General features: G+C 46.3%; 15 protein-coding genes. All 15 read left to right on the top strand.

The genetic code is table 11. The features are described 5' to 3' along the window. Positions 1-118: 118 nt before the first annotated feature. The 15 genes from K401_RS0119620 (at position 119) to K401_RS0119695 (ending at position 25,370) form a co-directional block, all read left to right on the top strand. Positions 119-646 carry a YehS family protein gene (locus tag K401_RS0119620; RefSeq protein WP_024294554.1) on the top strand — a complete coding sequence of 176 codons (528 nt, stop codon included), beginning with the start codon at positions 119-121 and terminating at the stop codon, positions 644-646. 240 nt (positions 647-886) lie between these two features. Next, positions 887-1,666: a hypothetical protein gene (locus K401_RS0119625; protein WP_024294555.1), complete on the top strand. Its 780-nt coding sequence runs from the start codon at positions 887-889 to the stop codon at positions 1,664-1,666. 161 nt (positions 1,667-1,827) lie between these two features. Beyond that, positions 1,828-2,151: an RNHCP domain-containing protein gene (locus K401_RS0119630; protein WP_024346180.1), complete on the top strand. Its 324-nt coding sequence runs from the start codon at positions 1,828-1,830 to the stop codon at positions 2,149-2,151. A 14-nt stretch (positions 2,152-2,165) separates the two neighbouring features. Next, complete coding sequence (locus tag K401_RS0119635; RefSeq protein ID WP_024294556.1) at positions 2,166-2,852, top strand: MgtC/SapB family protein; 687 nt, start codon at positions 2,166-2,168, stop codon at positions 2,850-2,852. Positions 2,853-2,941: 89 nt separating this feature from the next. After that, the gene (locus K401_RS0119640; protein ID WP_330362287.1) at positions 2,942-3,655 is read left to right on the top strand and encodes a DUF554 domain-containing protein; all 714 of its coding nucleotides are present in this window, start codon (positions 2,942-2,944) and stop codon (positions 3,653-3,655) included. A 177-nt stretch (positions 3,656-3,832) separates the two neighbouring features. After that, complete coding sequence (locus K401_RS0119645) at positions 3,833-4,702, top strand: shikimate dehydrogenase (RefSeq protein WP_024294558.1); 870 nt, start codon at positions 3,833-3,835, stop codon at positions 4,700-4,702. Between the two features lie 7 nt (positions 4,703-4,709). After that, positions 4,710-5,192, top strand: a complete 483-nt coding sequence (locus K401_RS0119650) for a GNAT family N-acetyltransferase (RefSeq protein WP_024294559.1) — start codon at positions 4,710-4,712, stop codon at positions 5,190-5,192. 446 nt (positions 5,193-5,638) lie between these two features. Beyond that, complete coding sequence (locus K401_RS0119655) at positions 5,639-10,366, top strand: Ig-like domain-containing protein (RefSeq protein ID WP_024294560.1); 4,728 nt, start codon at positions 5,639-5,641, stop codon at positions 10,364-10,366. 59 nt (positions 10,367-10,425) lie between these two features. Next, the gene (locus K401_RS0119660; protein ID WP_024294561.1) at positions 10,426-16,497 is read left to right on the top strand and encodes a polysaccharide lyase family 8 super-sandwich domain-containing protein; all 6,072 of its coding nucleotides are present in this window, start codon (positions 10,426-10,428) and stop codon (positions 16,495-16,497) included. 16 nt (positions 16,498-16,513) lie between these two features. Then, complete coding sequence (locus K401_RS0119665; RefSeq protein ID WP_024294562.1) at positions 16,514-17,539, top strand: hypothetical protein; 1,026 nt, start codon at positions 16,514-16,516, stop codon at positions 17,537-17,539. A gap of 203 nt (positions 17,540-17,742) precedes the next feature. After that, positions 17,743-19,350, top strand: a complete 1,608-nt coding sequence (locus tag K401_RS0119670; RefSeq protein ID WP_024294563.1) for a response regulator transcription factor — start codon at positions 17,743-17,745, stop codon at positions 19,348-19,350. A gap of 149 nt (positions 19,351-19,499) precedes the next feature. Further along, entirely contained in the window at positions 19,500-20,489 is a 990-nt protein-coding gene (locus tag K401_RS0119675; protein WP_024294564.1) for a LacI family DNA-binding transcriptional regulator, read from the top strand. Between the two features lie 328 nt (positions 20,490-20,817). Beyond that, complete coding sequence (gene yiaK, locus K401_RS0119685; RefSeq protein ID WP_024294566.1) at positions 20,818-21,825, top strand: 3-dehydro-L-gulonate 2-dehydrogenase; 1,008 nt, start codon at positions 20,818-20,820, stop codon at positions 21,823-21,825. 52 nt (positions 21,826-21,877) lie between these two features. After that, positions 21,878-23,224, top strand: coding sequence for a citrate transporter (locus tag K401_RS0119690; protein ID WP_024294567.1), 1,347 nt, complete (start codon positions 21,878-21,880; stop codon positions 23,222-23,224). A 16-nt stretch (positions 23,225-23,240) separates the two neighbouring features. After that, complete coding sequence (locus K401_RS0119695) at positions 23,241-25,370, top strand: hydantoinase/oxoprolinase family protein (protein ID WP_024294568.1); 2,130 nt, start codon at positions 23,241-23,243, stop codon at positions 25,368-25,370. Positions 25,371-25,378: the final 8 nt, after the last annotated feature.

Below are 25,378 nucleotides of genomic sequence, written 5' to 3' on the forward strand. Positions count from 1 at the left end.
ACAGTATACCATATTTTTTAGAACATCCTATGAGAAAGATTGCTATTTTCTTCACGAATGAGTATAATCTCTTTATTGCAGTTTTCATGTAAAAATTTATTCCTTAAGGAGGAACTGTGTGGATAACAACGATATATTAATAAGATTGCGGTATGCCATGGATATCAAGGATTCTGATATGATCGAAATATTCAGATTGGGCGGAATCACAATTACAAAGGAAAAGATCCGAAGACTTCTGGTTAAGCCGCAGGCCGGTTTAAGCGTTTCCGGAGAACAAAAGGCCGTTGAGGATCAGGACAGGGATATATGCGATGATTTTATGCTGGAATCCTTTTTGAATGGTTATATTGTTTTCAAGAGAGGCAGGCAGGAGCCAAAGCCAGGAGAGCAGGAGAAACCGCTGTTTATGATAAAGAATCACAGATCAGTCAATAATGTCCTGCTTAAAAAGATTAAAATCGCCCTGTCCCTTACCGGCGATGATATGCTTGATATTTTTAAGTCTGTTGGAATCAATTTATCCAACGGTGAATTAAGTGCGGTTTTGCGAAGGGAAGGGCAGCGCAACTATAAGGAATGCCAGGACCGGTATGCCAGAAATTTCCTAAAGGGACTGGCAATCAAATACAGATCAGACCGGTGATAAAAAGCCGGTATTTATTCAGGTGTTCCCCAGATCTCTGCCTGAAGATGGGGGATGGGTATTGCTTATTCCTGTTTTGTGTGTTATAATAGAGGTGAACGTTAGATTCAGGCATTGGATTTGGCGTTCCGTGGAAAACCAATGACCAGTAAAGAACCGTCTTTTGTAAGAAGGGCTTTTAGTATTGTGCCGGTGGCATAGATATGAAAAGCCTTTCTTTTTTTTGAAAGGAGAATAAGCATGCATTTGGAAGGAATGGAAGTCAGTCACATGAAGTTCGGTGAGGGCAAGGTCATGGAGCTGAGGGAAAGATATATCACCGTATTGTTCCCCCAGGGAGAGAAGAAATTTTTGTATCCTAATTCTTTTAAGAAGTTTCTGACCCTCAAGGATAAAACTGTGCAGACAGAAATGGATAACATGCTGAAGCATATCATGCAGGAGGAAGAAAGCAGGCGGGCTGAGGAGATCAGCGAGCAGGAACGCCTGGAGGAAATACAAAATATGAAGATCCGTCCTGATTCCCAGGCTGCCTTTGGGTTTGTAGAGAATGACAGGGAAAGCGTTTTTTCTTCATGGTCAGTCTATGCAGGCTCTTATCAGAGCGGCGGTTCCAAGGGTAAACCCAAGATTCCGGTCAGAATTAAACTGAATTCCGCCTGTCTCCTTACGGAATGTCCCAAAGGCATCGCAGAAAAGAGGCGGCGCATCATAGGGGCCTTTATGCTGCAGGATAATTTTGAAAGTTCGGCCTGCAGGGATGGCATGATCCAAAGTCATGAAAAATATAGAATCCGCCTGGAGGATAAGGAAATGCTGTTGTACTGGGATTATTTTTCTGACGGAGCGGAGATTTCAAAATGGGGAAATGTAGAACTGAAGTATTTTTCCAATATAACCATGCAGAAGATCCTTTTTGATATGCAGCGGTCGATCCTTGATGAGGAGCGCCGGAAGGAAGCTGAGGAATTTTATCAGTATTTCTGCCTGATGAACAAATTAAAGCCTGAGATTCAATAGAGATATGGAGAAGGAAAAGGAGTGATGCGTATGGAATATGAGAGGAACAGCAGAAATGAGAATATAAAAAAACGGAGGCTGCATAGGATTTAATATGCGGCTCATTGTGTTACGATCATGAGAAAATGCCTCCGTTTTTCAGTAAACGGAGGTAATTTTTCATGCAAAAAAGAAGGCTGAATGCAGCATTTGTATGTCAGAATTGCAAAAGAGAGGTACTGCCCATATTAAACGGCAGTTACAGAAACCATTGTCCTTTTTGCCTGTTTTCCCTCCATGTGGATGAGGAAATCCCGGGGGACAGAAAAAACAGCTGCAAAGGACTTATGAAGCCGACAGGGATCCGATACCACACGAAAAAGGGATTTCAGCTCATCCACCGTTGTACCAGGTGCGGGACCTACAGACACAATGTAATTTGTGAAGGGAATTGCCAGCCAGATAATAGAGAATTGATTCAGGAACTTATGTATCTTATCACATAAAACGGGAGAGGTGATTGATTCTTTATATGTTATCACAGGTAAACACTGCCTCTATAGCATTCCGGCTGTTTTTGTCCATTATTTTATGCGGGGCCATAGGAATGGAACGAGGCTTAAGGAACCGCCCGGCAGGCTTTATGACCTATCTCCTGGTGGGGTGCGGCTCAGCTCTTATTATGATTACCAATCAGTATATTGCAACCATTTATACCAATGTGGATCCTACACGAATGGCAGCCCAGGTGGTAAGCGGGATCGGATTTTTGGGAGCAGGAACGATCATCACCACTTCTAAAAACGAGATCAGGGGCCTGACAACTGCAGCAGGTATCTGGGCAACAGCAGCGGTAGGGCTGGCGGTAGGGATCGGGTTTTACGGGGGAGCCATTTTAGGAAGCGTTTTTATTATTTTTTCTCTCATGTATTTAAAAAAAATCGACCTTTACATAAAGACCCACGCAAAGACAATGGAAATATATCTGGAGTATAACGAAGAGTTTTCCATGCAGAATTTATCCCTGTATGCAGATGATTCCCATTATCAGATTTTAGACCTGGAGTTTGGTAAGATAAAGACCTTAAATGGGGAATTCGGCACGCTGACCTTTGAAGTCAATTTCCGGCATAAGGTAAATCATACGAAAATCATCGAAGAAATGGGGCAGCTGCCCGGTATTCTTTATGTAAGAGAGGTGGCTTAAACCAAGAGGACAGGGTCAGGTTTTTCACAATGTCTTGCAAAATGGGTGGAATCTGGTATACTGGTTTTCATAGGAAAAGCTTGAAATTTATGGAATACATTTCGTTTCAGGGAGGAAGGACAACCGTGATAGGAACCATTGTAAATACAGCTGCGATTCTGACCGGCAGTGTCATAGGAACTTGTGTGAAAAAAGGGATCGAGGACAAATACCAGAATGCATTATATAACGCCATGGGTCTTTCCGCCTGCGGTCTGGGCATCAATGCAGTCGTGCAGAATATGCCAAAGAGCAGCTATCCCGTGCTGTTTATCATCAGCCTTGCGGCAGGAAGTCTCCTTGGCACCAGGTTAAATCTGATGGACAAGTTTGACAGGGTTGTGGCCCGTTTTTCAAAAGGAGATTTAGGCCAGGGGCTGTCTACGGCGATCCTGCTGTTTTGTATCGGGACGCTTTCGATTCTGGGTCCAATGGAAAGCGCACTTTACGGAAACAATACCTATCTGTTTACAAATGCAACTCTGGACTTTGTGACGTCCATGGTCCTGGCTTCCACCTATGGGATTGGGATCGCCTTATCTGCAGTGGTATTATTTTTGTGGCAGGGAAGCATCTATCTTTTTTCCGGCAGCCTTTCCGCTTTTTTAACTCCCCAGCTGTTAACTGAGATTTCTCTTGTGGGCGGTTTTCTGATCTTTAGTTCCGGCCTTTCTATATTAAAAATCAAGGACTGCAAGGCCTTAAATATGCTTCCGTCTTTATTGGTGCCTGTTGTATGGTTTTTAATAAAGGCCGTCATCTGATCAAGACCGTGAACAAGAGAAAAAGGGTTCCGTCTTTTGAACTGTCAGGAGAAAATATTGACAAGCCGGTAAAAGAAGTGTATCTTATCGGTAATACGGGCATGCCTTTACAACCGGTAAAACGGAGTGGGCCCTGTCCTGAGAAGATGGGCGAAAGAGTGGAAGGGAGAAAAAACAATGGAAAAAAGAATTTCAGGAAAAACAGGTTTATTAGGTTTGATTGGCTCGCCGGTAGGACACTCCGGTTCACCGGCCATGTATAATTATTGTTTTGAAAAGCTGGGTCTGGATTACGCATATCTTGCATTTGATATCAAGGTGGATGAGGTGGAAAAGGCCATTGAGGCCGTAAAGACACTCCGTATGAGAGGCTGCAACGTGACCATGCCATGTAAGAACGAAGCCGTGAAATACATGGATGAGCTGTCCCCTGCCGCCCGCATCATCGGTGCGGTCAATACCATAGTAAATGAAGAAGGAAGGCTGATCGGCCATATTACCGATGGCCAGGGCTTTGTGGATAATCTCCGGGATCATGGAGTGGAAATTGCAGGTAAGAAGATCCTTGTCTGCGGCGGAGGCGGAGCAGCAGCTGCGATCCAGGTACAGTGTGCTCTGGAGGGTGCCAGAGAAATCTCCATCTTTAATATAAAGGATGCGTTCTTTGAAAGAACCTTAAATACCGCAGAAAAAATCAGGCAGGAAAAGCCGGAATGCATTGTCAATGTGTTTGATATTGCTGATATTGAAAAGATGAGGGAAGAGATAGCCACCAGCGATATTCTGGCAAATGCCACCATTGTCGGCATGAAACCCATGGATAATGAAAGCGTTGTAAAGGATGCTGCCATGTTCCGTCCGGGCCTGGTTGTGGTGGATGCGGTTTATAATCCAAAGGAAACGAAGATGTTAAGAGAGGCAAAGGCTGCCGGCTGCACATGCATTGACGGTCAGGGAATGCTTGTATGGCAGGGGGCTGAGGCATTTAAGCTTTATACGGGCCAGGAGATGCCTGTAAAGGAAGTGAAGGAGCTGTTTTTCAGCTGATGACCGCATGAAAAAAAACGTTGTTTCAACAAAAAGACTTTGTATGACTCCCCAAAGCATGGAAGAACTCACCATACTTTATGAAAAAGAGGTGGACAGGGAGATGAAAAAGGCATACAAAGACATGTTAGAAACCATGGGACAGTTGCCAGGGCAGGAAGAATGGGGCTCGGAGTGGAAAATCAGCCTGGCATCCGGATCCATAATAGGCGGAATTGGTTTCAAAGGCACACCTGATGCAGAAGGAACCGTAGAAATCGGATATGGGATAGATGAGGCATACCGGCGGAAGGGTTACGCGACAGAAGCTGTAAACGGTATGGTGAAATGGGCACTGGAACAAAAGGGTGTCCAATGTGTCTCAGCACAAACGGAGCCGGGCAATGATATATCCCAAAAGGTCCTGCTAAACAACGGCTTTGTCCGTGACGGGTACGGAGAAGAAGGACCCCGGTGGACTGTCTGCAGAAATGGGAACGCCGGGAACTGATTGTACGGGGAGCCCCTCCCAGTGCAGCAGTGAGTTTACAATAGAGACAGATACGAATGATAAAAATGCTTTTAAAATGATACGGCATCTTATTTTCTAAGGATATTTGAAAATAAATGCCGTTTTTTTATATCAAAGGAACGTATTTCTTATAATATAAAAACTCCTGCGCCAGAGTCTGCAAAGCACACTCTTTTTTGGTGCCTTCGTCTTATTAACAGGGAAGATGATGAAAATGTAAATATCGTAAAATTCTGTAATAAATGAATTGGGAAAAAATGAAGATATTGCTAGAAACCTTAAGATGCTTTATTTTTACGCTGCTCCATAAATGCTATACTTTTTTTATAAACCAAACGCCGTTATTCCGTTATTTTTATGGAAAATGACGCTGTTTTCAGGAAGAACGGATAAGGGTGTAAAAAAAGTAAGGGGGATCTTTTCTTATGCTAAAAAGCAGAAAGCTTTTCAAAAGAAAAGCGGCCGGCATGATGGCAGCAGTGATGATGATCGGCATTTTGCCCGTGAATATGATCGGATTTGCTGATGTCCGGGAAATGCCGCAAGGCAGCTATGAAAACATGGATGAAAACATGGCCACAAGGTCCAACGCCAGTTATGCCACTGCATCCAATGCACAAAAAGCACAGGAAGTGCCGGAGGAGGGAACTGTGTATTACGTGGATGCCAAAAACGGCAATGACGGCGGGGACGGAAAGACAGAAGAAACTGCATGGAAGACCTTTGACAGGGTCAATTCCAAAACCTTTCTGCCTGGAGACAAGATACTGCTGAAAGCGGATTGTATCTGGAACCAGGCGCTGAATCCCAAAGGCAGCGGCAGAGAGGGCGCGCCGATTACCATTGATCAGTATGGAGAGGGCAGCCGTCCCGTAATTAACGGCAATGGTACATCCGGCCCTTCCATCACCGGTGCGGTGACGATTTACAACGAAGAATACTGGGAAATTTACAATCTGGAAGTGACCAACTTAGAAAATACGGATAAGATGGGGGAAGCCATGGACAGCGGCACCAGCGAGCGAGCCGGGATCCTGATCTATTCCTCCAACCAGAAAAAGATATACAAGCACATCACCGTGAAAAACTGCTATGTACACGATGTCAACTCCAACTTTAAAGGAGGGAAAACCTCCGGAGGAATCATCGTCATGGGTCATTACCTGGACAAAGACGGAAACAGGGTCACCGTTGATGACAGCGGTAATCTGACAGCCAAAGCCATGGGGCGGGCAGCCTTTGAAGACGTGCTCATTGAAGGAAATTATGTAAAAAACGTGGCGATTGAAGGAATCCGGAATAAATGCAATACGGATATATCTGATTCCGGCTGGGGAAAGAATGAATTCCTTAAAAACTACTCCAATGTGACCATACGCAATAATTATCTGGAAGATGTGGTTGGTGACGGCATCGTTTTGACGGAAACAAAGGGCGGACTGATCGAGGGGAATATGGTGAATTCTTCCTGCGGCTATGACAGGGGAGCGGTAAACTATGCCCAGTGCTGGACCATGTTTGCCGATGATGTCACCGTACAGTACAATGAGGTTTACGGAAACCGGTACGGATACGATGACGGTGAGGCCTTTGACTCTGATATGATGAATGTGGACAATATTTTCCAGTACAATTTAAGCCACGACTGCGGCGGCGGGGTCATGCTGTTTATGGCCAGCCAGAAAAATACCATTTTCCGTTATAACATAAGCATCAATGACGGTGCAGGCACCTATCCGGGAGGAAGCAGGCTGCAGCAGCAGACCTTCCATTACGACAATACCACCTCTGCAGGGCCCGGCGTGGGTAAAATTTATAACAATACCATTGTTGTTTTTGGTGAAGATATTAAGACCTCTCTGTTTGGCGGGAAGAGTAAACGAACCTGTTATGTGGATTTCAAAAATAACATTGTTCTGGCAAAGGACGGAGCAACCATTGACTTTGCGGTTTTAGAGCAGGGTTCCACCATTCATGAGGACAGCGTCATAGAAAACAACTGTTTCTATCCGGATGTCATTGCAAATACCATTGCCGGCTCAGCTTTGGATAAGGAGAGCCTGCAGGCCAAAGGAAATATATTTATGGATCCCATGCTGATTGATTATAAGGCGGGAAAGGATTATTCAAACTATCAGTATCCTTTGGAGGACTTGGAAGATCTCATGGATTCTGATTTCACTAAAGAAAGGATCCAGAGTCTGGCGGAGCCTTATAAGCTGACGGAAATGTCACCATGTATCCGCGCCGGACAGAGGATCGAAGGAATGCCCACTGAAGATATTATGGGCAATACCATTGCAGGGCGTGTGGATATAGGTGCATTGGAATATTCCAGTGAGGATGAACTGGCAGAGGATGTGGAGGAAGTTCATATCGTAACCACTCCCGGAGTTGTGCCGAAACTGCCGGCAACCTTAAAAATCATTCTGGATGGCAAATCCTATGATTATCCGGTTCAATGGGATGAGCTGACAAAGGAAGACTGCATGGAGGCGGGAGTCATGGAACTTGCGGGAGTTCTTCCAGGATTATCCAATCAGGTTGTTGCCACCATAATTGTAGCTGATGCACCGGAACATTTTGAGCCGGTTGAAGTTTCTACTTTTGCAGGAATTTACCCGGCGCTGCCGGTAACGGTTACAGCGGAATTTGCAGGTGGTTTGACCCTGGAGCTTGGTGTGACATGGGAAGCCCTCACCCTGGAGCAGTATTCCCATGAGGGTGAGATTACGGTAGAAGGAATCGTCTCAGGCTTGAAGGAAACATGCACGGCAAAGGTGACTGTTATAGGAGAGCTGGGGGATGGAACAAGCGTAAAGGAAACGGTGTCTGCAAAGGATGCCTATATCCAGCAAAGCGATGGAAACAAAGCGTATGGAAGCTCCGATCCCAGTGTCATTAAAGTCAAAACCGCCAATAATTCTCCTTCCTATACGAGAAAAGGACTGATTGGCTTTGACTTAAAGGATGATGAGCAGATGCTTAAATCCGCTTCCAGCATTACCATCAGGCTGCAAATGACAAGGCCGGTTTCAGAGTCAGATTATAAAACCATTAACAATCATTTTTATCTCAAGGTCTATGAGGTGGATGATAGCTGGGAAGAAGGAACGGTGACATGGAATTCTGCTCCCAATACTTCCTCAGATAATCTGGTGATCCGTGATGAAAAGATCGTATACGCCAATATCCGGGATGTCCATGACAATATGGTGGAGCTGGATGTGACCGATTGGGTAAAGAATGCTTATGTCAAAAAAGGACAGACAAAGTTTTCCTTCCTTATGACAACCGATTATTTCGGTGAGTATGCAAACGGTGACAACGGCGGCATTGATTTTGCGTCCAAAGAGGCCGGTGGAAAAATGGCTCCCACCATGGTATTAAGCAATGTTTATGAAACGGGGATAGAAGCTGTTTCCATATCAACGCCGTCTGGGAAGATGCCGGTTCTGCCGGAAACCGTATCAGTCAATTACTCAAATGGAGAACAAAAAAACGTGACCGTGGAATGGAACAGCGTTGATTCTGCAAATTACCAGAGCGAGGGAAGCTTTGTGGTGTATGGGAAGGCAAACGGGGTAAAGCTGCCCATTCAGTGTACCGTGTATGTTATGGAAGGGCTGCACAAAGTCGTCTCTGTCAGAGATATTCCTCCTATTATCCAGCTGGTTGGAACACCGTGGGAGGAACTGGGACTTCCAAAGACGGCCGCTGTGCTGCTGGATAATGGGAAAGAAGCAGAAATTCCCATTGAATACTGGTTCCCGGACAATGCCTATGCACCGGAAAAGGTATTTTCCTATACCTGCATCGGATATCTGGATTTAAACAGCCATGAGACAATAGAAAACCCGGATCAGAAGTTTGCGGCGGTAACTGTAAGCATTATTGAACCGGAAGATAAGAATGCCCTTCTTGTTCTCTATACGGAAGCGGCGGATCTGATCAATCAGGGCGTATTGGACCGGCTGACCGATGGGGCAAAAAGCCGTTTTATGAAGGCGTTCAACCAGGCTGCCTCTGTACTGATCAATACAAAGGCAACCGAATCAGAAGTACATAATGCTTATGTCCTCTTGATGGAGGCTATCTGGAATCTGGATGCAGAAGAAAATTTAAAACCTGATACTTCTGCCCTTAGGGATCTGGTGCTCATAGCAGAATCCAAGAACAAAAAGGATTATACGGAGGAGTCCTATGAGGTGTTAAAGGATGCTCTTTCAGAGGCCAAATCTGTGTTAAAGGATAAAACTCTTACAAAGGGCGATCAGGACAGGGTAGACCAGGCATACGACTATTTGAAAGAGGCTGTTGACGGTCTGGAATTCAGCGGAAATTCGGGAACAGAAACCAGGATCGTCACAGGGATAAAGATTATGGCACTGCCCGGTCAAACAGAATACAAAACAGGAGAACGGATCAGTCATTTGGGCTTAAAAGTGGCTGCGGTATACAGCGATGGCTCATTAAAGACCATAAACGGCTATGAGATATCGGATGTGAGCACTTCTGTGCCGGGCGTAAAGGATGTGATCATCACATACCGCGCAGCGGTCAATAATGCCATTAAGGTGTTCACGGACGTATTCCAGATAACAGTGATAAAGGAAACCTCTCAGGGAGGCGGGTCCGGCAGTTCAGGAGGAAGCACATCCTCTCAAACGGTCTCTCAAAAGACGGGGGCAGACATAAGCGGACAATGGCAGAAGGCCAATGGAACGGCATGGAAATTCTTAAAGGCTGACAAGACCTACGCATCCAACCAATGGGCAAAAATCAGCGGGAAATGGTACCGGTTTGATGAATCCGGCATAATGCAGACCGGATGGATCGTGGATCAGGGCACATGGTATAGGCTTAGCCCGGATGGTTCCATGGAATCGGGCTGGGTAAAGGAAGAATCCGATGGATATTGGTATTATCTTGATGAATCCGGCGCTATGAGAACAGGCTGGGTCCAGATTCATGGAATCTGGTATTACTTCAATCCTGTTACCCAGGGGGAAACCGGCTGGCAGAAAACAGAAGACGGCAAATGGGGATATCAGACAGGGGAAAGCGGAAGCAGACCGATGGGAGCCCTTTGTACCAATACCACAACAGCGGACGGGTATCAGGTAGATGAAAACGGAGCCTGGGTCCGGTAATCAATTTAACCTGAAAGAGGGATTTCCCTCTTTCAGGACCATTTGGGGGAAGCGGTCTTATGAAGGTAAAATGGAAAAAGATATGCAGTTTGGTACTGATTTGTTCCGTGCTGACGGGAAATCTTGCTTACGCAGCTCCTTTGCCCGGGAGCTTTGCAGCTGATATGGATCAAAATGCTCTGGAAACAATTTTAAATGACGGGCTGGTCATGCACTCTTCCTTTGATGAGGGCAGCATATCCGGGAACAAGGCTGAGGACCAGACCGGAAGAGGAAATGATGGAACCATTTACGGCCAGCCGGCCTTTGTCAAGGGAATCCGGGGAAACGGCGTTTCCCCGGATAACGGAAGCAAAGCAGGAGAGGCCAATACCAAAGCCGACCAGTATATTAATTACGGCCAAACCACAGATTTAACATTTGGAACGGAAGATTTTTCCCTGTCCTTCTGGATGAAGACAGAAAGTCACGGGCAAAATAACGGAACCATCCTTTCCAATAAAGATTACATAAGCGGCAGCAATACAGGCTGGGCCTTTGGTAATTTTAATAATACCAGTAAGGTGGATATGAGAATGAATTTTTCAGGAACAGGAAACAGCCGGGTGGAATTAAAAGGAATACCATCCAATGATGACAAATGGCATCATGTAGCAGGCATTTTTGACAGGGATGGTGATATGACAGTTTATTTAGATGGAGAAAAATATTCGTCTGTTTCTATGACAGGGCACAAAGGAAAATCAGCTGATACGGGGCTGGATTTCATTTTAGGCGGTGACGGCAGAGGCTGTTATGGCATGAGCGGCTGCATCATTGATGAACTCCGGGTATATAGGAAGGCCATCGAAGCATCTGCCGTAAAGACCATTTACGAAGCGGAAGGAGCCATGGCAGCCATAGAACAGATGGAAGACCAGCTGGCTTCTATTAAGCCGGGTTCCCAGTACCCTGTGGACCAGATCAACGAGATGAAAGCAGAAATAGAAAAGGTAAAGAACGGTCTGGAGGGAATGACAGCATCCGCAGCCATGGCAGCCGTCAGCAGCCTGAAAGAAAAATACAATGAATTTCTGGAAGGCAGTGAGCCTCTTTGCAGCTTCCAGGTGGTTTCCGATGTCCATATTAAATCCGATAACCTGTCGGATGCCAATGCTGCAAATTTTATAGCAGGGTTAAAGGATATGAAAATCATTGCCCCCGGCTCCCTGGGGGTGCTGAATCTGGGTGATCTTACACAAAGCGGAACAGAGGCCCAGTATAATGGGATCTATAACATCATGGACCAGTATTCTCCTGTCACTGACGATAAGGTTATCATGACTTTAGGGAATCACGATGTGAGAGGATACAATTCTGCTGACTGGAATAAAGATGAAACTGTTATCAGTGCATACTGGCCAACTGCAAAAGCCCTTTATCTGAATAAGAATAAAAGGTATATGCCAAACAACGGGGAAACCGTCTATTTTGACCGTTGGCTGGGAGGGTATCATTTTATTGTAATCAATACGGAAAACGGTTTAAAGGATGCCATGTACCTTTCTCAGGAGCAGTTAAACTGGCTGGATGAGACTCTGGCTGAAAATGCCAGCCCGGATAAACCGATTTTCGTCATGGGACACAATGCATTAAAGGATACTCACTGGAGAAGTAATATTCTGCTGGATTTCGGAAACCAGGACTCCAAAGTAAAAGAGATATTCTCCAAATATCCTCAGGTGATCTACATGTCCGGCCACATTCACAACGGATTTGGGGTTGCGGAAGCCATTGACCGGGAATACGGTACCCTGATTGATGTTCCCTCCTATAATGAGACGGAAAACGGAGTAAAGGATGCCGGAGTCGGCTACCATGTAAAGATTTATGAAGACAGTGTGGTATTTAAGGCGAGGAACTTTAAAACCTCTTCCTGGCTGCCGGAGTATGATATAACAGTGGCTCTTCCCGGCCTCCCCGCTGTGTATAAAAAAGCAAAGAGTCTGAATCCCGGTGATTATTCGGCTGAGTCCTATGGGAAAGTCCTGGAGCTTATGGAAGAGGGGAAAGGCATTTTTCAGAAGGTATACGATCAGAGCCAGTTGACTTACGAAAAGGTGGGCCCTCCTGAGGCCGGCTTATTTACCGGAACGGTGAGAGAACGGATCAATGAGCTTACGGCGGGGCTGTCTGCAGCCATGGAATCGCTTGAATCCCAGGAAAAAGTCACGGTTCCCACAGAGGATGCTTATCTCCAGGGAGGAAGTGATGCCGGTAAAACCAGCAGCCAGTACAGCAATTACGATGCTTCCAAACTAAGAGTCAAATTCTCCGACGGCCAGCAGAATTATACCAGGAGAACAATTATGACCTTTAATCTATCGGGGGTGGAAAAAGAATCGAAGGAGGCTGATCTTGTACTTGAGCTGACAGGAGGAATCAGCAATACCAATCCCGCAAAAGATTTTGTTTCTGCGGAAATTTATGAGGTGAAAAGCGGCTGGAATTCTGGTACGGTGACCTGGAATACAAAGCCGGAACGAATCAGAGACAAAGCGGATGCAGTGATTGCAAAGGACAATATATCCGATGGGATCGTAACCGCAGATGTGGGTGAAAGCGTGAAAAATGCCCTGAATGAAGGGAAAACGGCAATTTCCTTTGAAATCAGCTGTCCTGTGGCGGCCAATGACAACATGATTGATTTTTATTCCACAAGGGCAGAAGGAAAGGAAGGGCCAAGGCTCATCACCCGCGCAACCGAGACGGAAAAGCCGGTTGATCCCCAGTTTCAGGAATTAAGGGAAAAGTGGCTTGGCACCCTGCTGGGAGGAGAACTGGATACAGGCAATGAGGCGGTCCGCACCTACATAAAGGGAATGGATGAAAAAGCCGGGGAATGCTGGAAGACCATGATCAAGGGAAGTGATGAGTCCAGAACCAATCTTTGGAGCGATCTGGATATGAGCTATATCAAAGGGACCGGCGCAGAGGCCAAGGTCCATTCCGGCAATGTGGCTGAGACCTTTTACCGGTTAAAGGATATGGCGGTCGCATGGGCAACAAAGGGCTGCCAGCTGTACCAGAACGAGGAAGTAAAAAAGGAACTGATCCTGGCCCTGGATTTCATGAATGAACATCACTACAGCAGCAGCGATGAGAAAACACCGGTGTTTGGAAACTGGTGGCACTGGGAAATCGGAGGCCCCATCGCATTTTTAAACACTGCCCTGATTCTTTATGAGGACCTGACTCCGAAACAAATTGACCGTTATGCAGCAGCAGTCAACCGGTTTACCAGCCGTTGCGACCGCCCTTCCGGCTACCCGGGTTCTCCGGCCATGACAGGGGCAAATCTGATCGATAAGGGCATGGTAGTGGTTCAAACCGGTCTTTTGACCGACAACAGGGAGAAACTGGATCATGTGAAAAAAGCATATAAAACCGTGTTTGAATATGTGACCACCGGAGATGGATTCTATGAAGACGGGTCCTTTATCCAGCACCAGGCGCTGGCCTATATGGGCGGATACGGTTCTCAGCTGTATGAGAAGCTGAGCATTTTATTCTCCGTATTTTCAGGCACTGATTTTGAATTGACCTATGAGGATCACGGGGAGCAGCTGATCTTTGATATGGTATTTGAAGGGATCGAGCCATTTATTTATAACGGCCTTTGCATGGATATGATATCCGGAAGAGACATTACAAGAAAAACCTCCAGCGACAAGGCAAGGGGGGCGGGAATCATGGATGCCATGATGCTCATAGGGGATGCCATGCCTCCAGAGCAGCAGGACCGCTTTAACCGCATGATGAAGTATTTCATAGGAATCGATGAAGACTATTATTACAGCCGCAGCACTCATATTGCCTCCTTAATGAGAGCAAACCAGATCATGAACGATGCTTCCATTGAGCCGAGAAGTGAGTATGTGCTTCACAAGCTGTTTGCGGGCATGGATAAACTGGTACATATTATGCCGGAATTCGGTTTTGCCTTATCCATGCATTCCAGCCGTACCTATGGGCATGAGCTGATCAACGATGAAGGAAAGCGGACCTGGAACATTTCCGATGGCATGACATACCTCTACAACAATGACAGAGATCAGTATGGGGAAGGCTATTGGGCTACTGTAGATCCAAAGCGCCTGGCAGGAACCACCACGGAATATGTGACCCGCCCCAATGGCGCCGGTGACCGTACCAAGAATATTTACAGCTGGGTGGGCGGTTCCAGCCTGGACAATTACGGCGGGGCAGGAATGCATTTTAAGACCCTGGGCAGCAGCGGAAGCACCAGATCAGGCACAGATGCAAAAAAGTCCTGGTTTATGTTTGACGATGAAATCGCAGCAGTGGGGAGCGGGATCACCTCTGACACCGGAAATTACGTGGAAACCATTATTGACAACCGGAGGCTTAATGAGGATGGAAGCAATGAAGTGCTGATCGACGGGGAAGCAATGGACATCAGGAACGACGGTGGGGAAAGTGCTTTAAAAGGATCAAAAATAACCGGCGCTTCCTGGATCCACCTGGAAGGAAATACGGAAGGCTCTGATATGGGCTATTATTTTCCGGGAAAAGCGGATGTTATGGCCTTAAAAGAAAAGCGGACCGGCAATTGGAATGCCCAGGGAACCACAGAGGGACAGGAGACAAACCAGTTTGCCGCTTTCTGGTTCGACCATGGGAAAAAGCCGGTCAATGCAGATTATTCCTATGTGATTCTGCCCGGAAAGGATGCGGAGGAAACGGCACAGTACTGTGAAGCACCTGACATTGAAATTTTGGAGTGCAGCGAGGATGCTCATGCCGTAAGAGAAACGGCATTGGGAATAACAGCAGTGAATTTCTGGAACAACAAAACAACAACCGCGGCTGGAATTACATCAAATAAGGCCGCCTCAATAACGATGCAGGTCAACGGGGACGAGGCAATCCTGGGGGTGTCGGATCCCACTCAGGAGAACAATGGAACCATTGAGATTTCTCTTCCCTACACAGGCGGAGACGTCAAGGAATCCGATGGCAACATCGAAGTGCTTCAAAAAACTCCGTTTATCAAGCTGGCTGTGAGGACAGCAGGTCTGGCGGGGAAAACCAGCAGGATCACGCTAAAGGTGCTGGCCCCTGAAACATGTGAAATCATCGGCATTACCGGAGAATTCGACCGGATCAAGGCAGCTCCCGGAACAAAGTTCACAGATCTGCAGCTTCCCAAAACAGTGGAAGCCTATGATAATGCCGGAGGCACCCATTCCCTGGATATTCTGTGGGAGAGAGGGGATTACCAGAAGGACGTGTTGGGAACCTATGATTTAACCGGACAGCTGGTATTGCCTGAGGGATTATACAATACGGCAGGGTTTACTGCATCGGTTAAAGTCCAGATTGGCGAGGAATCCGCACAGGCCATGGATGATGTTTATGTACAGGGGGGATCAGACGGGGATAAAAATTTCAGCGGTTCCTCCAGCCTGATTGTAAAATACGATGCCGGTGCCCAGAATTATACCAGAAAGTCCCTTATGAAGTTCAGCCTGGACCAGTTACCGGAAACCACTCAGGCAGTTTATCTGGCCTTTGAGCTGACAGATACGCCAAGTGCGGATTTTACCAGTGCAGATATTTATCAGGTGGAAAATGGCTGGGAGGGAAATACAGTAACCTTCAACAGCTTCCCGGCCCGTTTAGGCACAAATCCCGCGGCCTCCTTTACAAAAGCCATGACATCGGAGAGTCTGATACAGAAGCTGGATGTGACGGAAGCTGTTCATGCAGCGAAAAACAATGGGGACACGGAAATCTCCTTTGAGATCAGCATACCAACGGCAGCCAAAAACAACTATGTAGGCATCTATTCCTCCAGAACTGTTAAGGAAGGCGCCTTAAAACCGTCGCTGATCTGGGAAGCCGATTATGTACCAGAAAAGGTAATTAAAAAGAATTTAAGCTTTATTATTGATCTGGCTTCCAATATCAATCCGGAAGATTACAGTAATGTGGATGAAGCAGGTTTAAAACAACTGATTGAAGAAGCGAAACGCGTCCTCCAGGATCTTGATGCAGAAATGGAAGAAATTCATGAAATGGAGAGACGTCTGACTCAGGAACTGGTAAAATATAGAAGGATACTGTAAGGAGCAGGAGGAAACTATGAAACAGAAAGCGCGCAGATGGAACGTGATAATGGCAGCAGTTTTAATCATTGCATTTTTTGTGGCAGGAACCCGGTGGCTGCAAAAGCCTTCCTATGAAGTGGTGAAAATGGGTGGCTATGCCATTACCCAGGACCATCTGGCGCTTTATGAAACTGACTGCCGGGCTCAAGTTGCATCTTATTTTTACAATAAATATCAGCTGGATCCAAATGAAGATGGGTTCTGGGACACTTTAGTCCAGGGAGAGATCCCAAGGGAAGTATTAAAACAAAAGGCCATGGACCGTCTTGCCTGGGATACGGCGGAACGGCTGAATGCTTCCCAATATGGGATCCCTGCGGATATAACTTTAAAGGACATAAAAAGATCTCTGGAGGGAGAGAACAAAAAGCGGCAGTATTCTCTAAGTATTTCTTACGGTCCCGGCCAGTATGGGCTGATGGAGTATATCTCCAGAACCCAGATGGAAATAAGAGACGAACTGAAGGGGAAACTTTTGGAGGAAAGGCTGAAGCCTTCCAAAGAGCAGCTGCAGGAGCTTTACGCCAGTGCAGATCCGGTCCTGTTTGATGAGGGCTGCAAAGCCAGGGTTGGAATCTATATGTATTACGGAATGAAGGCCGGAGAATTTCCGGAAGAGCTGAAAAAGGTCTGGAGTCTTGTGGAGAAAGGAATTGCCGGAGGCAAGGATCCGTCAGATATCGTTAATGAGGTAAATGCAGGGTCAGAGATCAGCATCGAATACGAGGAAGCAGAATATGATACGGCTGATTTTCCCAGGGACAATCAGGAAATGGCATGGCTGGCAGAACAGACCCGGTTTATGGAGCCGGGGCAAAGCACCGGTGTATTGGATTATGGAGCTTCCCAGGGAATCTTAAAAGTGTTGGATAAGCAGGACTACGGAAAGGCGGAGTATGAGGAATCTGTGACTCTTTTAAGGAATTTGTGGCTGGAAAAGGCTTATCAGGAATACATAGAGCAGTGTATGAAAGAGTATGGCTATTTTGTTAAACAATAAAAAATCAATGTGAAATATATAACAAGCGCATTACCAAAAAGGCGGCTGGGACTGTAAGGCTGTCTTGCCGCCGAAGAGGAAGAATGGAACCGAATACAGGAAGAGGAAATACTTAAGCCTTTAAATTCTTTGGAAAAGCTAAGGGGAGCCAAGGCAGAGGTATGTATACAGGTAACCGTAAAAATTCCTTTGGAGTATGAAATATGTATCGAATCATGATCGTAGACGACGAACCGCTGATTCTGGCAGGGATCACTTCCCTTCTTAACTGGGAAGAGCATCAGTGTAAAATAGTAAAAAAGGTTTCCAATGGCCGGCAGGCTCTCGCACAAATGGAGAGCCTTAAGCCGGATATTGTGATAACAGATATCAGGATGCCCGTCATGGATGGGATCAGTTTTATGAAGGCATGTGTGGAAAATGGATATCCTGCCGCCTTTATTCTCCTGACAAACCTGGAGGAAATTTCCTTGGTGAAAGAAGCTTTGCGTCTGGGCGCGGTTGATTACCTCATAAAACTGGAGCTTGATGAGACTGCACTGATCGGGGCCTTGAAAAGGGCCAAAGATAAATGCAATCTAAGCCGTCGCAAGACGTTTGCAATGGAGGGCGGAGAAGCAACTGAGGACGAGCAAATTGGGAATTATTTCAGACATATGTTGATTTGCGATGCGGATACTCAGACGGATGAAGGGGTATGTGGGCTGATCCGGGAACAATATCCGGTATTTTTTTTAATGCTGATTCATTTTAATTACGGGTCTGAAGGATTTTCCGAGAAATACACCAGAGCTGATCAGAAAAAAGTTATGAATTTTGCGGAAAATATCATTCAGGAAATGGTAAAGGGTTTTTTTGACAGAAGCTGCCTCTTAAGAAAAGAGCAGAATGGTTTTATCCTTGTTCTTTCACTGGAGGGAATGAATGCTTATAAGGAACAGGCTGAAACCATGAGCATGAAGTTCTGCAAGGTGATGAAGAACTATTTTGAGGTTCCTGTGTCCATTGCGGTCAGCCGGCCGGTAAGGGAGGCGGAGGAGATTCAGGACCTTCTTTACCAGGCTATGAGTATTATAAATGATACGTATTGTGACAGTCATGGGAGGATTGTTTTTTATCCGGAAAATTGCAAAGAAAGTTTCAGCCGCCGCAGCTTTAATATTAATTTTTTAAAGAAGGAACTGACAGGCATGGTCCGTCAAAATGACCGGAACGGCTTCTCCCATATCATGAACCAGATCATTCAGCTGTTTGTCCAGTGTAAGCCATCCCGTTCACAGGCCGTAAATGCATGCAGCAATCTTTATTACTTTATAACATTTCTTTTGGAAGAAAGGGAGGACCAGAGTTTTCCCTATATTTTGGATGTGGCAGGGCAGTTAAACCGGCTGACTGACTTAAATGCCGTGATCGCCTGGCTGGAACGGTTCCGGGACCAGGTGGCAGAGGCGCTGGAGACTTACAAGGAAAGCAGGAAGGACAAGTATATTGAACTGGTTCTGGAATATATCCGGGAGCATTATAAGGAAAAGATAACCTTAAGCCGGATGTCTTCTCTGCTGAACATCAGCCAGGGGCATTTAAGCAGTATTTTTAAAAAACAGACCGGAAAAAATTTTTCAGATTATGTAACGGAGGTTAAGATTGAAAAGGCGAAGGAGCTGATTGGAACATATCAATATATGATGTATGAAGTTTCTGATATGCTTGGCTTTGATACCCAATACTATTTCAGCGCCGTATTTAAAAAGATCACAGGTTATACTCCAAAGGAATATGAGAATATGACAATAAAAAAGAATTGTTCCTGATGGAATTTATCATGTTACTTCAAAGCCGGTCACAGGATCTTATGGCCGGATTCAGGAGAATTCTTCTGTAAAAATTACAAAAATCCGTGACAAACCTGAAAGAATCAGATAGAATAAGCTTAGGAAAGGGCTTTCAAGGGTGATCACTGATGAATATATATGATATTGCTGCAGAAGCAAAAACTTCCATATCAACGGTTTCCCGTGTTCTGAATAACAAGGGAAATGTGAATCCGGAGATAAAAAAGCGGGTGGAAGAGGTACTTAAGAAATACGATTATAAACCCAGCGCAATTGCAAGAGGGCTGGTTTCAAAGACGATGAAAAGCATTGCCATCCTGACTGTGGATGTAAGAGTGACTCATTATGCCCGCATGATCTATGTGATCGAGCAGGAGTTCAGCGACAGAGGGTATAATGTGACGGTATGCAATACCGGAGGCTCCATAGAAGAATGTGAAAAATATATGGAAATCCTGTCGGAAAAGCAGATTGACGGAATTGTGCTCATTGGTTCTGTGTTCAATGAGCTGATTCATTATCCTGACATTACTTCCAAGATAAAAGACATTCCTGTAGTAGTGGCTAACGGTAAGGTGAACCTGCCTAATTTTTATTCGGTGCTGGTGGATGACACAAAAGGAATCAGGACTGCAGTGGACTACCTGTTTAAAAAAGGACACAATGAATTGGTTTACGTCTATGACATGGAGACCGACAGCGGCTGGGCAAAACGTCAGGGATTTTTAGAAGCCATGAAGCTCCATGATATTCCGGAGGCGGAAAAGCGGGTGATACCCGGCAAATTCGGCCTGGAAGGCGGTCTGAAAGCGGCGGAAACTCTATGTGCTTCTGGCATCGGTTTCACCGGCGTGATATGCGGGGAAGACATTACTGCTATTGGCATGATGAAAGGTTTAAAAAAGCGTGGCTATTTGATTCCGGATCAGGTGGTGATCACAGGGTACAACAATTCGCCGGATTCCCTGATCTGTGAGCCGGAGCTTACGACCATTGACAATAAACCGGAATTACTGGGCGGTCTATGCTCCCAGCTTTTGCAGGAGGTTTTAGAGGGAAAGACGTCGGCTTCCAGCCTGGCGATCCAGCCGGAGCTGATTGTGCGGGGAACCGCATGACAGGAAGAAAAATCAGACAGGAAAAGCAAGAGAAGTAAAAACGCTTTCTTGTATGCGGAGGCTTATTTTTCAAGAATATTGGAAGATAAGCACCGCTTTTTTTTACAAAACAGGAAAACGCTTTTTTGAAATCAAATTTTATATAAATATTTTACAAAAATAAAACCAATAAAATGTATAAAATATACTAATTTAGGAAGAATGCTCAGGTTTATATTGACATATAAGTTAATAATGTTATAATAAAAATCAAGAAAGCGCTTTCTCGTTAAGAGAAAGATAAAAATAAGAAACCCGGCGTACAGGAATCAAAAGGAGAATGAAAGGCATGAGAGTACAATACGAGGATTTATTAAAGAAGTTTCAGAACATATTAGAGAGCAGGGGCTTTTCCCCAGAACATGCAGAGGGAGCTGCCACGGTATTTGCCAAAAACAGTCTGGATGGGGTTTACTCCCACGGCATAAACCGTTTCCCAAGAGTGGTCAGTTACTTGGACAAGGGAGAAATCAATCCAACAGCGGTAGCCACCTGTGAGTCTTCCATGGGTACCATAGAGCGGTGGGATGGGCACCGGGGATTTGGCCCTCTGAATGCAAAGCTTGCTATGGACCGGGCTTGTGAACTGGCAAAGGAATATGGCGTAGGAGTTGTTGCCCTGGGCAATAATAACCACTGGATGCGCGGCGGAAGCTATGGATGGCAGGCGGCTGATGCTGGCTGCATTGGAATCTGCTGGTCCAACACCATGCCCAACATGCCTGCATGGGGCGGTAAGGACAGAAAAATCGGAAACAATCCCTTCATCATGGCAATACCCAGAAGCAATGGAAAGCATGCAGTCATTGACTGTGCGGTATCCCAGTTCTCCTATGGTAAGATCGAAGAGGCAAGATTAAAAGGACAGAAGCTTCCGGTTCCCGGCGGCTATGATACCAGCGGAAACATCACTACGGATCCCGCTGAAATTGAAAAAACATGGAGAGTCCTTCCCATGGGCTATTGGAAGGGAAGCGGGATCTCCATTGCCCTGGACTTGATCGCAACGGTACTGACTAATGGAAATTCTGTGAGAAAGATCGGCACCTTTGGAGATGAAGTGGGTCTGTCCCAGGTGATGATTGCCATTGATCCGGGAAAATTCAATTCCGTGGAGGAAACCGATGCCATTGTGGAGGAGATATTAAGGGACATCAAGTCCTCGGAACCGGCTGCAGAAGGCGGGGAAGTATTCTATCCAGGCGAGCTGGAATTAAAGACAAGAGAAGATAACTTAACAAACGGCATTCCTGTGATTGAGGAAGTATGGGAAACTTTAAATTCCCTGGAGAGATAAGGAACTGTTCATAATATGAGAAAAAGAGTGTAAAAAAGGGAGAGGTAAATCAATGGAATATATCATAGGGATTCTGATTTTGGTTTCATTCTTTGGCCTGGCATTTTATGCCGCAAGGGGCGGGAACTTAATGATGGGGATGCTGGTCATGGCAATTCTCTGGACCGTGCTTCCAATGCTTGGCAATACATTTGCAACAAATCCGGAGTTTGTGGCAGCCAATGCAGACAGGATCCAGATCACCTGGATCCAGGCATTTGCCAAGGTATTTCAAAGCGGCCCCGAAGGCTGGGGCAATGTTCTTGTCAACGTAGTATTTGGTGCATGGTTCGGGCGTGTCCTTTTGGAAACAGGCATTGCCTCCACCCTGATCCGTAAAACAACAGAGCTTGGAGGCGATAAGCCGGCTGTGACCTGCATCCTGTTATGCATCGTTACCACTGCCATTTTCTCCTCCCTGTTTGGAGCCGGTGCGGTGGTTGCCATCGGAGTTATCGTTCTTCCCATCCTCATGTCCCTTGGAATTCCCAAGGTGCTTTCCGTGGTTTCCTTCATGCTGAGCATCGGGGCGGGGATGTTCTTAAATCCGGTATTGTTCGGACAGTATACGGCATTTTTCCTGGATGCAGAGGGAAAGACGGTTTACCCTTATGACCAGTATGTGCGGTGGGGCGGGATTGCCCTGACTGTCCAGCTTGTTTTCACCATCTGTCTGGTGCTGTTCTTTATGAGAAAAAAGAAAACCGTCCATCCATGGGCAGCCAGAAGGCCTATGAGACAGAAAATTGATTTTGCGCCGGGCAGATCTCTGCTGACGCCGTTTATCCCTGTTTTTTTGCTGATCGCATTTAAGGTTCCAATTATTATGGGCTTTTTGATCGGCGGTTTTTATGCTCTGTTTGTATGCGGGAAGCTTAAGGATTTCAGGACCGCATGCCGTACCTTTAATAAGGATTTCTTTGACGGCGTGGTGGATACGGCTCCTTTGGTCGGCTTTTTGCTGATGGTGCCCATGTTTAACAAGGCTGCAGAGCTGTGTATTCCATATTTTAATGCGTTGCTGGGAAACATCATTCCAAACAGCACCTTGTTTATTACCATCATATTCTGTGTGCTTGCGCCTCTTGGACTGTTCCGCGGACCCTTTACCCTGTATGGCTGCGGCGCTGCGACCCTGGGGATATTAAAGGGAATCGGCTTTTCCACAACATTCCTTGCTCCCCTTATGATCGCTTCCACAACAGTTATGAACGTTTCCTGCTGCATCACCCAGTCCTGGATCGTGTGGGGAATCAGTTATGCCAAGGTTTCCACAAAGGATTTCTTAAAAATAAGCATTGTCTGCGGCTGGATCATCTGTATTATCCTGCAGATCATTACATTTATCATGTTCGGTTAATGGAGGGAGAAAACACATGGGAAAAAGATTGGTAAGAATGGGGATCGATGTAGGAGGGACCCATACAAAGGCAGTTGCCATAGATAATGCAACACATGAAATAATCGGTAAATCCTCCGTTAAGACAACTCATGATGACCGCAGCGGCGTGGCGGCAGGTGTTGTGGCTGCGTTTCAGAACTGTTTGAGGGAAAATGACATTGCTCCTGAGGATGTGATTTTTGTGGCCCACAGCACCACCCAGGCAACCAATGCCCTGATCGAAGGGGATGTTGCAACAGTAGGAGTGATCGGAATGGGACCAACAGGTCTGGAAGGCTTTTTATCCAGATGCCAGACCAGGTTAAAGGACATTGATCTGGGTTCAGGAAGGAAAATTACGATCAAAAACTCCTATATCAAGGATATGGATGTGGATGAAGTCACGGTGAAAAAAGCCGTGGAGGAGTTAAAGACAGAAGGTGCCCAGGTGCTGGTCGCTTCGGATACATACGGAGTGGATGACATCGGCGGAGAGCAGTTTGTCTTTGAAATCGCCCATGATGAGATGGGAATGGAAACAACGCTGGCTTCCGATATCACCAAGCTGTATGGGCTTACCAGAAGGACCAGGACAGCAGCAATCAACGCAAGTATTTTGCCTAAGATGTTAAATACGGCAAACTCCACGGAGGAAAGCGTACGGAAAGCGGGCGTAGAAGTGCCGCTTATGATCATGCGCGGGGACGGCGGCGTCATGGAAATCAATGAGATGAAAAAACGGCCGGTCCTGACCATGCTGTCCGGCCCGGCGGCCAGTGTTATGGGTTCTCTCATGTATTTAAGGGCTTCCAACGGCGTTTACTTTGAGGTGGGCGGAACCACCACCAACATAGGTGTCATTAAAAACGGGCGTCCGGCCATTGATTATTCCATCGTGGGAGGTCACAGGACTTACATCAGTTCCCTGGATGTGCGGGTCCTGGGTGTGGCAGGAGGAAGCATGATCCGGGTGAATAAAAGCGGCGTTCATGATGTGGGACCTCGTTCCGCCCATATCGCAGGCATGGATTATGCGGTATTTACCGATGAATCGGAAATCGTTGATCCCAAGCTGGAATTTTTCTCTCCAAGGGAAGGTGATCCTGATGATTATGTGGCCATCCGCCTTGGAAGCGGAAAGAGGATCACCCTCACAAACAGCTGTGCAGCTAATGTCCTTGGTCTGGTAACTCCAAAGGATTTCTCCTACGGAAATGTCAATGCGGCCAGAAAAGCCATGCAGCCGGTTGCGGACTATCTGGGAGTGACGGTGGAAGAGGTGGCAAAACAGATCCTGACAAGGGCTTATGAGAAGATCCAGCCCATCATCATGGAACTGGCTGATAAATACCGTCTGGAGCATGACCAGATATCCCTGGTGGGAGTAGGCGGAGGAGCCACCTCCCTGATCGGGTTCTGCGCGGAGAAGATGAACATCAAATACAGTGTGCCTGAGAATGCGGAGGTAATCTCCTCCATCGGCGTAGCCCTTGCCATGGTGCGGGACGTGGTGGAGCGGGTGGTTCCAAATCCAACACCAGAGGACATTAAAAGCATTAAGAGAGAGGCCATTGATAAAGCGGTGGAAAGCGGCGCGTCTCCTGATACGGTAGAAGTCCACATTGAAATCGACCCGCAGACCTCCAAACTGACAGCCATTGCATTAGGCTCCACAGAGGTAAAGACAACGGACTTATTAAAAGAATGTACAGAAGCAGAGGCAAGGACCCTGGCAGCAGAAGATATGCGTGCCAAACCTGCCGATATCACCCTTGTGGGCCAGACGTCAAATTTCTATGTATATAATATGGAGGCAAAAGGAAAGCAGCCTCTCCGGATTCTGGACAAAAAGGGCTTTATCAAAGTTCAGAGAACCGACGGAAAGGTAGTGCTTGCCAAAGCCTCCTCTTACCGGAGCGTGGTATCCAGGATGTGGGAAGAACTGGCATTATTTAAAGCCGATGCCATACTGCGGCCCGATTACTATCTCTGTGTAGGTGCCCGTGTCATGGACTTTAACGGAACCGGGGAACTGGAACAGATCCTGATGCTGATGGATGTAGAGATGCAGATGATCGATACAGGAGATGACATCATCGTTGTTGGAGCAAAGAATCAGTTATAAAGAATAAC

The sequence above is a fragment of the Lacrimispora indolis DSM 755 genome (assembly GCF_000526995.1).
Taxonomy (GTDB): Bacteria; Bacillota; Clostridia; order Lachnospirales; family Lachnospiraceae; genus Lacrimispora; species Lacrimispora indolis.

Excerpts from the sequence above, each read along its gene's own strand:
- K401_RS0119665 (WP_024294562.1), top strand. The coding sequence starts at position 16,514 with ATGAAACAGAAAGCGCGCAGATGGAACGTGATAATGGCAGCAGTTTTA.
- K401_RS0119650 (WP_024294559.1), top strand. The coding sequence starts at position 4,710 with ATGAAAAAAAACGTTGTTTCAACAAAAAGACTTTGTATGACTCCCCAA.
- K401_RS0119675 (WP_024294564.1), top strand. The coding sequence starts at position 19,500 with ATGAATATATATGATATTGCTGCAGAAGCAAAAACTTCCATATCAACG.
- K401_RS0119640 (WP_330362287.1), top strand. The coding sequence starts at position 2,942 with ATGGAATACATTTCGTTTCAGGGAGGAAGGACAACCGTGATAGGAACC.
- K401_RS0119690 (WP_024294567.1), top strand. The coding sequence starts at position 21,878 with ATGGAATATATCATAGGGATTCTGATTTTGGTTTCATTCTTTGGCCTG.
- K401_RS0119660 (WP_024294561.1), top strand. The coding sequence starts at position 10,426 with ATGAAGGTAAAATGGAAAAAGATATGCAGTTTGGTACTGATTTGTTCC.
- K401_RS0119645 (WP_024294558.1), top strand. The coding sequence starts at position 3,833 with ATGGAAAAAAGAATTTCAGGAAAAACAGGTTTATTAGGTTTGATTGGC.
- K401_RS0119625 (WP_024294555.1), top strand. The coding sequence starts at position 887 with ATGCATTTGGAAGGAATGGAAGTCAGTCACATGAAGTTCGGTGAGGGC.
- K401_RS0119630 (WP_024346180.1), top strand. The coding sequence starts at position 1,828 with ATGCAAAAAAGAAGGCTGAATGCAGCATTTGTATGTCAGAATTGCAAA.
- K401_RS0119655 (WP_024294560.1), top strand. The coding sequence starts at position 5,639 with ATGCTAAAAAGCAGAAAGCTTTTCAAAAGAAAAGCGGCCGGCATGATG.
- K401_RS0119695 (WP_024294568.1), top strand. The coding sequence starts at position 23,241 with ATGGGAAAAAGATTGGTAAGAATGGGGATCGATGTAGGAGGGACCCAT.
- yiaK (WP_024294566.1), top strand. The coding sequence starts at position 20,818 with ATGAGAGTACAATACGAGGATTTATTAAAGAAGTTTCAGAACATATTA.
- K401_RS0119670 (WP_024294563.1), top strand. The coding sequence starts at position 17,743 with ATGTATCGAATCATGATCGTAGACGACGAACCGCTGATTCTGGCAGGG.